Annotated in this window: 10 protein-coding genes; 7 read left to right on the forward strand and 3 right to left on the reverse strand. The window is 73.6% G+C overall.

The features are described from left to right. Positions 1–181 precede the first annotated feature (181 nt). The 3 genes from GWJ10_RS19270 to GWJ10_RS19280 all read left to right on the forward strand — a co-directional run bounded on the left by GWJ10_RS19270 (position 182) and on the right by GWJ10_RS19280 (position 4,413). Entirely contained in the window at positions 182–763 is a 582-nt protein-coding gene (locus tag GWJ10_RS19270) for a M15 family metallopeptidase (RefSeq protein ID WP_081896044.1), read from the forward strand. Positions 764–884: 121 nt separating this feature from the next. Further along, entirely contained in the window at positions 885–3,272 is a 2,388-nt protein-coding gene (gene ligA / locus GWJ10_RS19275) for an NAD-dependent DNA ligase LigA (RefSeq protein ID WP_061268739.1), read from the forward strand. A 34-nt stretch (positions 3,273–3,306) separates the two neighbouring features. After that, positions 3,307–4,413 (forward strand): hypothetical protein, encoded by a 1,107-nt coding sequence (locus GWJ10_RS19280; RefSeq protein ID WP_163188933.1) that lies wholly within the window; start codon positions 3,307–3,309, stop codon positions 4,411–4,413. A gap of 4 nt (positions 4,414–4,417) precedes the next feature. On the opposite strand, the gene GWJ10_RS19285 is transcribed toward GWJ10_RS19280, so the two are convergent. The 3 genes from GWJ10_RS19285 to GWJ10_RS19295 form a co-directional block, all read right to left on the reverse strand. Beyond that, positions 4,418–5,317: a dihydrodipicolinate synthase family protein gene (locus GWJ10_RS19285; RefSeq protein ID WP_076406049.1), complete on the reverse strand. Its 900-nt coding sequence runs from the start codon at positions 5,315–5,317 to the stop codon at positions 4,418–4,420. 10 nt (positions 5,318–5,327) lie between these two features. Further along, entirely contained in the window at positions 5,328–5,993 is a 666-nt protein-coding gene (locus tag GWJ10_RS19290) for a ThuA domain-containing protein (RefSeq protein WP_021483712.1), read from the reverse strand. Between the two features lie 69 nt (positions 5,994–6,062). Continuing rightward, a complete protein-coding gene (locus GWJ10_RS19295; RefSeq protein WP_061268728.1) occupies positions 6,063–7,244 on the reverse strand; it encodes an ROK family protein in 1,182 nt (393 codons plus the stop codon). A 398-nt stretch (positions 7,245–7,642) separates the two neighbouring features. On the opposite strand from GWJ10_RS19295, the gene GWJ10_RS19300 reads away from it, so the two are divergent. The 4 genes from GWJ10_RS19300 to GWJ10_RS19315 all read left to right on the forward strand — a co-directional run bounded on the left by GWJ10_RS19300 (position 7,643) and on the right by GWJ10_RS19315 (position 12,676). Next, the gene (locus GWJ10_RS19300) at positions 7,643–9,163 is read left to right on the forward strand and encodes a sugar ABC transporter ATP-binding protein (protein ID WP_061268729.1); all 1,521 of its coding nucleotides are present in this window, start codon (positions 7,643–7,645) and stop codon (positions 9,161–9,163) included. Next, positions 9,160–10,200, forward strand: a complete 1,041-nt coding sequence (locus GWJ10_RS19305) for an ABC transporter permease (RefSeq protein WP_241005907.1) — start codon at positions 9,160–9,162, stop codon at positions 10,198–10,200. Before GWJ10_RS19300 ends, GWJ10_RS19305 begins: the two co-directional genes overlap by 4 nt. A 116-nt stretch (positions 10,201–10,316) precedes the next feature. Continuing rightward, positions 10,317–11,384: a substrate-binding domain-containing protein gene (locus GWJ10_RS19310; protein ID WP_076406051.1), complete on the forward strand. Its 1,068-nt coding sequence runs from the start codon at positions 10,317–10,319 to the stop codon at positions 11,382–11,384. 119 nt (positions 11,385–11,503) lie between these two features. Next, positions 11,504–12,676 carry a Gfo/Idh/MocA family oxidoreductase gene (locus GWJ10_RS19315; RefSeq protein WP_021479936.1) on the forward strand — a complete coding sequence of 391 codons (1,173 nt, stop codon included), beginning with the start codon at positions 11,504–11,506 and terminating at the stop codon, positions 12,674–12,676. Positions 12,677–12,802: the final 126 nt, after the last annotated feature.

The following is a 12,802-nucleotide window of genomic DNA, read 5'->3' on the forward strand; positions in this document are numbered from 1 at the left end:
CGGGGCGGGTCGTGCGCGGCACCGCCCCGGGTGGGAACCCGGCCCGTGCCGCCTCCGCCCCAGGGCGGAACGACGTCGGGCCGGGGGCGGACGCTCCCCGCCCGGCTGCACCGCACGGCGGGGTCGAGGAGTCGCCGTCGGGTCGATGTGGCGCGAGGTCTCCGCGGGCGAGCCTCGTCCCATGACCACGACACCCCTGCGCCCCACCCCGCCCGCCCGCCACGTCCCGGGCCCTCGCGGCCCGCGGCGCGTCGCCCGGACCGTGCTCGGCGTCCTCGCCGTCGGCGCGCTCGGCGCGGCAGGCGCGCTCACGTACCTCACCGTGACGACGCACGACGGCGACGCCGTCGCCGACCCGTCGCCCACGTTGCGCCCCCAGACCGCGACCGGGCTGGACCCCGAGCTCGAGCGGCGCTTCGACGAGGCGCGGGCCGCCGCAGACGCCGAGGGGGTCGAGCTGACGCTCACCTCGGGGTGGCGCACCGCGGCGGAGCAGGAGCAGCTCGTCGAGGCGGCGCTCGAGCGCTACGGGTCGCCCGAGGAGGCCCACCGGTGGGTGCTCCCGCCCGAGACCTCCGAGCACGTCGCGGGCCTCGCGATCGACGTCGGGCCGACGGACGGCGCGCTGTGGCTCGGCGAGCACGGCCCCCGGTTCGGCCTGTGCCGCACGTACGCGAACGAGATGTGGCACTTCGAGGCCGCGACGGAGCCGGGCGGGACGTGCCCGCCGATGCACGAGGACGCCTCGCACGGCTGGGGGTGAGGGCCCGCCGGGGTGCGGTCCGGGGGCGGCAGATGTGGGCGGTCCGCGCGATGATGTGCGGGTGAGCGAGAGCACCCCCGCGACGTCAGCGCCGACCCCCCCGACCCCGACGGACGAGGACGTGCCCGCGGCGTCGTCCGCCGCCGAGCTCGACGAAGCCGCGGCGCAGCGGCGCTGGGCCGAGCTCGTCGCGCAGGTCGAGGCCGACCAGCGGGCCTACTACGAGGAGGACCAGCCGGTCTCGTCCGACGCGGAGTACGACGCGCGGATGCACGAGCTGCAGGCGCTCGAGGCCGCGCACCCCGCCCTCCAGACGCCCGAGTCACCGACGCAGCGCGTGGGCGGGCGGGCCGCGGCCGGCTTCGCGACCGTCCAGCACCTCGAGCCCATGCTCTCCCTCGACAACGCCTTCAGCGCCGAGGACCTCGCCGCGTGGGCGGCACGCGTGCACCGCGACCTGGGCGTGGCCGCGGACGCCGAGGTGGACTACCTGTGCGAGGTCAAGATCGACGGCCTCGCGATCGCGCTGCTCTACGAGAAGGGCCGTCTGGTGCGGGCCGCCACGCGCGGCGACGGGCGCACGGGCGAGGACGTGTCCGCCAACGTGCGGACGATCCCGAGCATCCCGCAGCGCCTCGCCGGCGACCCCGCGACGCACCCCGACGTCATCGAGATCCGCGGCGAGGTGTTCATGGGTGTCGCGGACTTCGCCGCGCTCAACGAGAAGCTCGTCGCCGCGGGCCAGGCGCCGTACGCGAACCCGCGCAACACCGCGGCCGGGTCGCTGCGCCAGAAGGACCCGGCCGTCACCGCGAGCCGCAACCTGCGCATGTACGCGCACGGCGTCGGCGCGCTCCAGTGGGAGGCCGGCGAGCACGCCGAGCTCGCGCGGCAGTCCGACGCCTACGCCCTGTTCGAGCAGTGGGGCGTGCCGGTGTCGCCGCACAACCGGGTCGTGCACGGCCTCGACGAGGTCATGGAGCGCATCGCCTACTTCGGCGAGCACCGGCACGACATCGAGCACGAGCTCGACGGGATCGTCGTCAAGGTCGACGAGCTCGCGCTCCAGAGGCGGCTCGGCGCCACGAGCCGCGCGCCCCGGTGGGCCATCGCCTACAAGTACCCGCCCGAGGAGGTCAACACGCGCCTCCTCGCGATCCAGGTCGGTGTCGGCCGCACGGGCCGCGCGACCCCGTACGCCGTCATGGAGCCGGTCAAGGTCGCGGGCAGCACGGTGCGCCAGGCGACCCTGCACAACCAGGACGTCGTCCGCGCGAAGGGCGTGCGCATCGGCGACATGGTCGTGCTGCGCAAGGCGGGCGACGTCATCCCCGAGATCCTGGGCCCGGTCGCGGCGCTCGCGGACGACGGCTACCCGCGCGAGGACTTCGTCATGCCCGCGGACTGCCCGGAGTGCGGCACGCCGCTGCGCCCCATGAAGGAGGGCGACGTCGACCTGCGCTGCCCCAACGCCGAGTCGTGCCCCGCCCAGGTGCGCGGCCGGGTCGAGCACATCGGGTCGCGCGGGGGGCTCGACGTCGAGGTGCTCGGCGAGGTGACGGCGGCCGCGCTCACGCAGCCGCTCGAGCCGGCCGAGCCGCCGCTGCGCACGGAGGCCGGGCTGTTCGAGCTGAGCGTCGAGCAGCTCGTCCCGATCCGGGTCGTCGTGCGCGACTCCGAGACCGGGCTGCCGCGCGAGTACGACGGCACGGGCGAGCCGGCCGAGATCACCATGCCCGACGGCTCGACCGCGACCGTCAAGTCCGTGTGGCCGTTCCGGAAGAAGCGCAAGCTGTCGAAGGCCGCGGAGCGTGAGGCGATCGAGGCGGGGGAGCCGCTCTTCGAGGCGTCGACCAACGCGACGAAGCTCGTGGAGGAGCTCGAGCTCGCGAAGACGAAGGACCTCTGGCGCATCCTCGTCAGCCTGAACATCCGGCACGTGGGCCCGGTCGCGGCGCGTGCCCTCGCGGACTGGTTCGGCTCGCTCGACGCGATCCGGGCCGCGACGCGCGACGAGCTCGCCGCGGTCGAGGGCGTCGGGCCCGTGATCGCCGACCAGGTCGTCGAGTGGTTCACCGTCGGCTGGCACGTCGAGATCGTCGACCGCTGGCGGGCGGCCGGGGTGCGCTTCGAGATCCCCGACCACCCCGGCCCCGGCGCGCGCCAGGAGCCGACCGGTCCGCTCGCCGGGCTGACGGTCGTCGTGACGGGATCGCTCGAGGGGTTCAGCCGCGACGGCGCCAAGGAAGCCGTCATCGCGGCGGGCGGCAAGGCGTCCGGGTCGGTCTCGAAGAAGACGGACTACGTCGTCGTCGGGGCGAGCGCCGGCTCCAAGGAGACGAAGGCGCGCGACCTCGGGCTGCCGATCCTCGACGAGGAGGGCTTCGTCGCGCTCCTCGCCGGAGGGCCCGACGCCGTGGCCGACCGCCTCGGTGCGGGCCCGGCCTCGGACGACGCGGGCGACGCCCCGGCCACGGACGGCGGGGGAGAGCCCGGCGCGGACGGCTGAGCCGCGCGTCGGGCCGGGCGCCTACGATGCTCCGGTGCTCGACGCCACCACCGCCCCGTCCCGGACCCTCCCGACCCTGCGTGGCGCCCACCTCGTGGGCTCCGTGAACCTGCCGACCGCGCGTGAGACCTTCCGGGCGGTGGGGGAGCGCCTCGGCGACCACGTGCGCCGCGTCCCCGACGGGGAGGTCGGCGAGCGGTTCCACTGGATCCTCTTCCAGGGCGAGCGGTTCTCCGCCGTAGACGGCCTCGCACGCGTCCCGGTGGACCCGGTCGTCGTCGCGGGGTTCGACGTGCGCCCGCACGTCCTCGACGGCTCCGTCGACGCGGCGGACCTGCGGTTCGGCCCGCTCGGCTACGCCGACGCGGCCCTCGCCTCGTTCGCCGACTTCGTCGCGCTGCGCGAGGAGGGGGCACTCCCGGCCGGGGCCCGCTTCCAGGTGTGCCTGCCCTCGCCGCTCGCGCCGGTGACGGCGTTCGTCGCGCCCCAGGACCGCGCGGCGGTGCACCCGGCGTACGAGGCCGCGCTCGTCCGCGAGCTCGCGGCGATCACCGCCGCGATCCCCGCGGAGGACCTCGCGGTCCAGGTCGACCTCGCGACCGAGTTCGCGTTCGTCGAGGGCGCGAACCTCGGCGGCGGGGCCGCGCGCGCGTGGTTCGACGCCGAGGCCGGGGGAGACGAGGACGTCGTCGCGGGGTGCGCGCACCGGGCCGCGGCGTTCGCGCGGCACGTGCCCGCCGGGGCCGAGCTGGGGTTCCACCTCTGCTACGGCGACGTCGCGGAGAAGCACTTCGTCGAGCCGACGGACGCCGCGAACCTCGTCCGCGTCGCGAACGCCCTCGTGGAGCACCTCGACCGGCCGGTCCAGTGGGTCCACCTGCCCGTCCCGATCGCGCGCGACGACGTCGCGTACGTCGCGCCGCTGGCGGACCTGCGCCTGGACCCGGCGACGGAGCTCTACCTCGGGCTCCTGCACCACGAGGACGGTGTCGAGGGCGCCCGCCGTCGGCTCGCCGCGGCGGCGTCGGTGCTCGGCGACCGTCCGGTCGGCGTCGCGACGGAGTGCGGCTTCGGCCGCGGCCCGAGCGAGCGCACCACCGGCCTGCTCGACCTGCACGCCGCGGTGCTCGCGGCGGTCTGACGCCTCAGCCCCCAGGCCGCCGGGCGACGACCTCGCGCAGCCGCGCGACGCCGTCGGGCGGGACGGGGAGCGACGGCCCGCGCGGGGGAGCGGTCGGCATGCCGAGCAGGGTGGCGAGAGCGTGGAACCCGCTCACCGGGCGCAGGTCGGCGAGCGCGGCGGTCAGGTCGTGCAGCCAGCGGGCGACCCGCGCGTCGGGCACCGCGCGCGCGGTGCGGGCGCGGCGGAGCGCGACGTACTCCGCCGGGACGAGCGCGGCGAGCCCGGTGTGCCAGGCGTCGGCCGGCTCGGCGCCGCGCACGAGAGGGACGTCGCCGCTCAGCCCGACGCTCACACCTAGGCCGTCGGTCGCGGCCCGCAGCTCGGCGACCCGCCCTCCGGGTCGCGCGGGCGTCGACGCCGCGTCCTTGACCGCGACGACGTTCGTCGTGCGGGCGAGGTGCGCCAGGGCGCCCGGCGTGAGGTCGTACGCGGTCTGGACGCTGCGGTTGTAGAAGCACACCGGCAGGTCGACGTCCGCCGCGACCGCCTCGAACAGCGCCACGACCTCCGCCTCGTCGAGCGGGAGGTAGGAGAACGGCGCGAGCACGAGCCCGTCGGCGCCCGCGTCGCGCGCGGCACGGGACCGTGCGAGGACCTCGCGCGTCGACGCGCCGCTCACGGCGACGTGGACGGGTACGGCTGTGGGGCCCGTCGACCCCGCGGCCACGGCCGCCCGCACGACGGCGTCACGCTCGTCCGGGTCGAACGTGACCCCGGCGCCCGACGACGCGAGCACCACGACGCCGTCGACCCCGGCCCCGGCGGCGTCCCGGACCAGGCGGCCGAGAGCGTCGAGGTCGGGGGCGTCGTCGTCGGTGAGGGGCGTGATCGGGTAGGCGAGCAGGCCGCGGAACGCGGTCATGCGCGCGGGCTCAGCGGCTCGCCCAGAGGATGCCGCGCTCGACGATCGTGCGGATCGGAGGCACCTCGAGGTCGGCGAGCTGGTGCCCCGCCGCGCACACGAAGATGCGCCCGGCGCCCCAGCGTCGCGTCCACACGGCGGGGGAGACGACGGGCTCGTGCCACGGGTCGCCGTCGCGCGGGAGGATCGTCGTCGTCGCGAGGACGTCGTTGTACGAGTCGGCGAGCACCCAGTACTGCTCCGAGTGCAGCGCGATCGAGTCGATCCCCGCGACGATCGGGTGGTCCCCGCGCTCGGGCACGATCTCGATCGTGTGGTCCACGAGGTCGTGCGCGTGGGCGGCGAACTGCCCGCCCACCATCTGCAGGTAGTCGGTGGCGAGCCGGAACGAGTCGACGATGCCGCCGTGCCAGCCCGCGAACCCGGTGCCGTTCGCGATGGCCGTGCGCAGGCCGCGCATCTCGTCCGGGAGGATCTCGCCCATCGTCCAGCACTGCACGACGAGGTCGAGGCTCGTCATGAACTCCTCGTCGGCGTACGCCTCGAGCGACCCCTCGAGCGTCACGTCGTAGCCGGACGCCTCGAGGAACGGGATGAACAGCTCGGCGGCCTCCTCGGGTGCGTGCCCGGGCCACCCGCCCCGGACCACGAGCGCTCGACGGTTCCGCTCGGTCATGACTCCTCCTCGTGCTTCGTCACACTCGTCGCGCCCGCGCGCGCGGGCAGCGGCCCCCGTCGACCGCGCTCAGGCGATGAGCGCGTCGATCGCTGCGGGCGAGAGTACGTGATCGACGGCCATGGCGCTCGCACCGAGCACGCCGGCCTGACCTCGTGCCTGCGAGGTGACGATGCGCAGGTGCTGCGTCGCGAGGGGCAGCGAGCGCTGGTAGACGATCTCGCGGATGCCCGCGATGAGGTGCTCGCCCGCCTCGGCGACGATGCCACCGATGACGATGAGCGAGGGGTTGAGCAGGCTGACGCACGCCGCGAGCACGGAGCCGATGTCGCGCCCGGCCTGGCGCACGGCCTGGCTCGCGGCGAGGTCGCCGCCGCGGACGAGCGCGACGACGTCGGAGCTGGTGGTCGCGTCGAGGCCCGCGGCGGCGAGGGCTGCGGCGACTGCCTGGCCGCTCGCGACGGCCTCGAGGCAGCCCACGTTGCCGCAGCGGCACGGGACGTCGGCGGCGCTGGGGACGGCGACGTGCCCGATGTCGCCCGCGGCGCCCTGCGCGCCGCGCCGGAGCTCGCCGTCGGCGATGATGCCCGAGCCGATGCCCGTCGCGACCTTGACGAAGAGCATGTCGGTGACCGCGGGCCACGCGGTGCGGTGCTCGCCCAGCGCCATGATGTTCACGTCGTTGTCGACGAGCACGGAGGCGTCGAACCGCTTCTGCAGGATCCCGGGGACGTCGACGTCGTCCCACGCGGGCATGATCGGCGGGTTGATGGGCCGCCCGGAGGAGTGCTCGACGGGGCCGGGGAGGCCGACGCCGACGCTGACCAGGTCGTCGATGCTGCGCCCCGTGGTCGCGACGAGCTTCTCGCCGGTGTCCGCGACCCAGGACAGGACGACGTCGGGCCCGTCCGCGATCGCGAGGGCGGCGTCGGTCTCGGCGAGCACGTTGGACGCGAGGTCCGTGACGGCGAGGCGGGCGTGGGTCGCGCCGAGGTCCACGGCGAGCACGATGCGCGCCTCAGGGCTGAAGGCGAAGGTCACGGGCGGGCGCCCGCCGGTCGAGCTGGCCTCGCCCGCGGGGGCGATGAGGCCGGCCGACATGAGGAGGTCGATCCGCGCGGCGATGGTGGACCGCGCCTGTCCCGTGATCGCTGCGAGGTCCGCACGGGTGCGCGGCTGACCGTCCCGGAGCAGCTGGAACATGTCGCCGGCACCGGTCGGGCGCGGCGCGAACTTCAGCAGTTCCTCCATGGGCACAGTGAATCACGGAGCCTCTCGTCGGTCGTCCGTACCAGGCGGACGAGTCATCGGCTTTTGCTTGACGATCGCCAAAAGGTACCCTACTGTCCCCTCCCAAGGCGACATGGACGTCGTCGAAAGGTGTGGAGGTCCGACGGTGGGCCTCCGGTCCGGGCGACGACCGCCCCACGAGCTCCCCCTGGTCCCCGATCGCACGTCGCATCTTCGGCATCCCTGCTCGTGCAGGGCTTGCCGGACACTATCGCCTCCGCAGCACCCCGGGAGCCGCGGGAGCGTTCCCATTCGGCGATCAGGGCGCGCACACTTTTGTCGGTCACGGAGTGGTAACAGTGGCAAAAGACGACAACCTTATGATTGACGCTCGTCAAAAGGTTCGCTAGGTTCACCGCATGGTCACCGCAGACCCTCCCCAGCCGCTCCTGCAGATGCAGGGCATCGTCAAGGTCTTCCCCGGGGCTCGTGCGCTCGACGGCGTCGATCTCGAGATCCTCCCGGGCGAGGTCCACTGTCTCCTCGGCCAGAACGGGGCCGGCAAGTCCACGCTCATCAAGGTGCTCGCCGGTGCTCACCAGCCCACCGAGGGCCAGATCCTCCTCGACGGCGAGCCCATCACCATCTCCGACCCCGTGGCAGCGCTGAAGCACGGCGTCGCGACGATGTACCAGGAGCTCGACGTCGTCGACGGCCTGACCGTCGCGGAGAACGTCTACCTCGGGCACGAGCTCGCGACCATGGGGTTCTCCCAGCGTCGCGAGGCGGTGCGCAAGACGCGCGAGCTGCTCCAGCGACTCGGGCACTCGGAGGTCTCGCCGAGCACGGAGGTCGGACGGCTGTCGGCCGCCGGCAAGCAGATCGTCTCCATGGCCCGGGCGCTGTCCCACGACGCGCGCGTCATCATCATGGACGAGCCCTCGGCGGTGCTCGACTCCGAGGAGGTGGGCAACCTCTTCCGTGTCGTCAAGGAGCTGACCAAGGCGGGGGTCGCCGTCGTCTACATCTCCCACCGGCTCGAGGAGATCCGCGAGATCGGCGACCGCATCACCGTCCTCAAGGACGGCCGGACCGTCGCGCAGAACCTCCCGGTGTCCGAGACCCCGACGGCGAAGCTCATCACGCTCATGACCGGCCGCTCGGTCGAGTACGTCTTCCCGGACTCCGACGGCCCGGTGGACGCCGCTCCCGTCGTGCTCGACGTCGCGGGACTGAGCCTGCGCGGCGTGTTCGCGGACGTGTCGTTCCAGGTGCGCGCCGGGGAGATCGTCGGCCTCGCCGGGCTCGTGGGCGCGGGCCGCTCGGAGATCATCGAGACGGTCTACGGGGCACGCAAGGCGACCGCGGGCACCGTGACCGTCGACTCGACGAGGCTGCGGTCCGGGTCCGTCGCCTCCGCCGTCGGTGCCGGGATCGGGCTCGCGCCCGAGGAGCGCAAGAGCCAGGGCCTGCTCCTCGACGAGCCCGTCTACCGCAACGTCACGCTCTCGACGTTCTCGCGCTTCGCGCGCTTCGGTCTCCTCGACGAGAGCGCCGAGCGCAAGGCGGCCAAGGAGCAGGCCGACTCGCTCGAGCTGCGCCCCACCGGCGTCGACCGGGCCATCCGCACGCTGTCGGGCGGCAACCAGCAGAAGGCGATGCTCGCCCGCTGGCTCGTCCACGGCTGCCGCGTGCTGCTCCTCGACGAGCCCACGCGCGGCGTCGACGTCGGCGCGCGCGCCGAGATCTACGCCCTCATCCGCAGGCTCGCCGACGAGGGTGCCGCCGTCGTCGTCGTGTCCAGCGAGATCCCCGAAGTCCTCGGCCTCGCCGACCGCGTCCTCGTCGTCTCCGAGGGTCGCGTCGTCCACGAGGGGCCCTCGAGCTCCATCGACGAGCACCAGGTGCTCGACATGGTCATGGAAGGAAGTGTCGCGTGAGCGAGCAGCAGGTGTCGGCGTCGATGCCGACGAAGAAGCCGGAGGCCGACGAGTCGGCCCGGGTCGAGAAGGCCGCGGGCGAACGCCGCAGGAGCGGGTTCATGTCCGGCGCCGCGGGGCGGAACATCGGCCTCGTCGTCGCTCTGCTCCTCCTGTGCGTCGTGGGCTTCGCGACGGGCGGCGAGCGGTTCGCGAGCGTCAGCAATCTCATGACCATCCTGAGCCTCGGGTCGATCCTCGGCGTCTTGGCCATCGGCATGACGTTCGTCATCACGACGGGCGGCATCGACCTGTCGGTCGGCTCCGTGGCCGGGCTGGCCTCCGTCTGGGCGACGACGCTCGCGACGCAGTCGTACGGCTGGGTCGTCATGGTGATCTGCGCGCTCGCGGTGGGCATCGGCGCCGGCCTCCTCAACGGCCTGATCGTCGCCTACGGGAAGGTCGTGGCGTTCATCGCGACGCTCGCGATGCTCGTCGCCGCCCGCGGCCTCGCCGAGCTCATCGCGCAGAAGCGCACGCAGATCGTCCAGGTCGACGGGTTCAACGACGTCTTCCGCGGCAACCTCCTCGGGGTGCCGAAGATCGTGTGGATCTTCGCGGTCGTCGCCGTGCTCGGCTGGTTCCTCTTCAACCGCACGACGTTCGGCCGCCGGACGGTCGCCGTCGGTGGGAACCCGGAGGCCGCGCGCCTCGCGGGCATCAAGGTCAAGCGCCACCTCCTGTACGTGTACGCGCTGTCCGGCCTCACCGCCGGCATCGCCGCCGTCATGTTCCTCGCCCGCACGAGCGCCGGCTCCTCGACCAACGGCCTGCTCATCGAGCTCGACACCATCGCGGCGGTCGTCGTCGGCGGCACGCTCCTCGCGGGCGGCCGGGGCACGATCGTCGGCACCGTCCTCGGTGTCCTGATCTTCACGACGCTCACGAACGTCTTCATCATCAACAACATCGACAGCTCCGTGCAGCAGATCGCCAAGGGCGCGATCATCGTCGGCGCGGTCCTGCTCCAGCAGCGCCTCTCCCGGCGCACCACCTAGCGACCCGAGCCCCGCGGCGCCCCCGCACCCCGCCGCAGCCGGACGAGCCCCGCACCACCCACACCCCGCCAGTTCCCCTGAGGTTCCACCCGCAGGACAGCATCGAAGGAGATCCCATGTCCGCACGCACCACCCTCCGCCGCCGCATCACGCTCGCGACGGTCTCGGCCGCCTCGATCGCGCTGATCGCGACGGCGTGCACCTCCAACACGCCGCAGGACGAGGGCACGGCCGAGGGCGACGGCGGGGGCAGCGCCAACCAGGCCGTCTCCGACAACGACGCCCCGGGCGACCCGATCGTCATCGGCTTCTCGGCCCCCGCCGCCGATCACGGCTGGATGGGCGCCATCACGACCGCCGCCGAGGCGGAGGCCGCGGAGTACGAGGACGTCGAGCTCCGTGTCGCCGACGGCACGAACGACGTGAACGTCCAGATCAGCCAGATCGAGGGCTTCATCAACGACGGCGTCGACGCGATCGTGCTGCTGCCGTTCGACGGCGCCGCGCTCACCGAGGTCGCGACCAAGGCGATGGAGGCGGGGATCCCCGTCATCAACGTCGACCGTGAGTTCTCCAGCCCCTTCGCCGCCCGGACGACGGTGCTCGGCGACAACTACGGCATGGGCGTGAGCGCCGGCCAGTACATCTGCGAGCAGCTGGGCGACAACCCGGACGCCGTGGTCGCCGAGATCGCCGGCATCGACTCGCTGCCGCTCACGCAGGACCGCAGCCAGGGCTTCGAGGACGCGCTGTCCGACTGCGGCCTCGACGTCGACAACCGCGTCGCCGCCGACTTCACGGTGCAGGGTGGCGAGGCCGCGACGGCCAACCTCCTCCAGGCCGCGCCGCAGATCGACGCCATCTGGAACCACGACGACGACCAGGGCGTCGGCGTGCTCTCCGCGATCGAGAACGCGGGCCGCGACGAGTTCTTCATGGTCGGCGGCGCCGGCTCGAAGCAGGTCATGGAGCACATCCAGGCCGGTGACTCCGTCCTCCAGGCGACGGTCGTCTACCCGTCGACGCAGGCCGCGGACGGCATCAAGCTCGCCCGCCTCGTGGCGCACGAGAAGAACCTCAGCGACCTCGCGTCGTCCGACGTGCCGCGCACGGTCCAGCTCTTCGCGCCCGTCGTGACGAAGGACAACGTCGACCAGTACCTGCCCACCGCGTTCCAGTCCTGACGGACCCGCTGACACCCGTCAGCACGCAGCAGGAAGCACGCGGACCACGCCCACGGTCCGCCCGGGTACCGCCCGGCCGGACCGTGGGCGTGCGCCGTGAGAAGCACGGAAGGAACGTCATGGCAGGAAACGACGGCGCGCAGCTCGGCGTCGGCATGGTCGGGTACTCGTTCATGGGGGCAGCGCACTCGCAGGCCTGGCGGACCGCCCCCCGGTTCTTCGACCTCCCCCTCGACCCGCGGATGCGGGTCCTCGGCGGCCGCAACCCGGAGGCGGTCGCCGCCGCCGCGCAGCGGCTCGGCTGGGAGTCCACGGAGACGAGCTGGCAGGCGCTCGTCGGCCGGGACGACGTCGACCTCGTCGACGTGTGCACGCCCGGCGACACCCACGCCGAGATCGCGATCGCCGCGCTCGAGGCCGGCAAGCACGTGCTCTGCGAGAAGCCGCTCGCGAACACGGTCGCCGAGGCCGAGAAGATGGTCGCGGCAGCCGAGGCCGCCGCGCGGCGCGGGCAGGTCGCGATGGTGGGCTTCACCTACCGCCGCGTGCCGGCGATCCAGCTCGCGCGCCAGCTCGTGGCCGACGGCCGCATCGGCACCGTGCGGCACGTGCGCGCGCAGTACCTCCAGGACTGGATCGCGGACGAGGACGCGCCCCTGTCGTGGCGTCTGGACAAGACCAAGGCGGGCAGCGGCGCGCTCGGCGACATCGGCGCGCACGTGATCGACCTCGCCCAGTTCATCACCGGCGAGCGGATCACGAGCGTCTCCGGCCTGCTCGAGACGTTCGTCAAGGAGCGACCCGTCGCGACGGAGTTCGCCGGTCTCTCAGGACAGGGCGGCACCGAGCGCGGCCCCGTCACCGTGGACGACGCCGCGATCTTCCTCGCCCGCATGTCCGGCGGCGCGATCGGCACGTTCGAGGCGACCCGGTTCGCCTACGGCCGCAAGAACGCGATCCGGCTGGAGATCAACGGGTCGAAGGGCTCGGTCGCGTTCGACTTCGAGGACATGAACGTCCTGCACTACTTCGACGCCGCCGACGACCCGGCCGTCGCGGGCTTCCGCCGCATCGTCGTGACGGAGCCGCAGCACGCGTACGTCGGGCACTGGTGGCCCGCGGGCCACGGCCTCGGCTACGAGCACGCCTTCACGCACCAGGTCGTCGACCTGGTCGAGGGCATCGCCGCGGGGACGCACCCGGCGCCGACCTTCGCGGACGGCCTGGTGGTCCAGCGCGTGCTCGACGCGGTCGAGCGCAGCGCGGCGTCGGGCGGCTGGGTCGAGCCCTAGGTCTCGACCCGCCGCACGGACGGCAGGCCGGTCGTCGGCCGCGCGCAGGTGCACGGCCGACGACCGGGACGACGAGAGGAGGTACGACCGCCGCGCTGGCGGCGAGGAAGGTGCCCGGCGGAGCAC

This window comes from Cellulosimicrobium sp. SL-1 (assembly GCF_011033075.1).
Taxonomy (GTDB): Bacteria; Actinomycetota; Actinomycetes; order Actinomycetales; family Cellulomonadaceae; genus Cellulosimicrobium; species Cellulosimicrobium funkei.

Bases quoted from the DNA above. Each gene is read 5' to 3' on its own strand.
- GWJ10_RS19285 (WP_076406049.1), bottom strand. From the start codon at position 5,317: ATGACCGCGTTCCGCGGCCTGCTCGCCTACCCGATCACGCCCCTCACC.
- GWJ10_RS19270 (WP_081896044.1), top strand. From the start codon at position 182: ATGACCACGACACCCCTGCGCCCCACCCCGCCCGCCCGCCACGTCCCG.
- GWJ10_RS19295 (WP_061268728.1), bottom strand. From the start codon at position 7,244: ATGGAGGAACTGCTGAAGTTCGCGCCGCGCCCGACCGGTGCCGGCGAC.
- GWJ10_RS19310 (WP_076406051.1), top strand. From the start codon at position 10,317: ATGTCCGCACGCACCACCCTCCGCCGCCGCATCACGCTCGCGACGGTC.
- GWJ10_RS19315 (WP_021479936.1), top strand. From the start codon at position 11,504: ATGGCAGGAAACGACGGCGCGCAGCTCGGCGTCGGCATGGTCGGGTAC.
- GWJ10_RS19290 (WP_021483712.1), bottom strand. From the start codon at position 5,993: ATGACCGAGCGGAACCGTCGAGCGCTCGTGGTCCGGGGCGGGTGGCCC.
- GWJ10_RS19300 (WP_061268729.1), top strand. From the start codon at position 7,643: ATGGTCACCGCAGACCCTCCCCAGCCGCTCCTGCAGATGCAGGGCATC.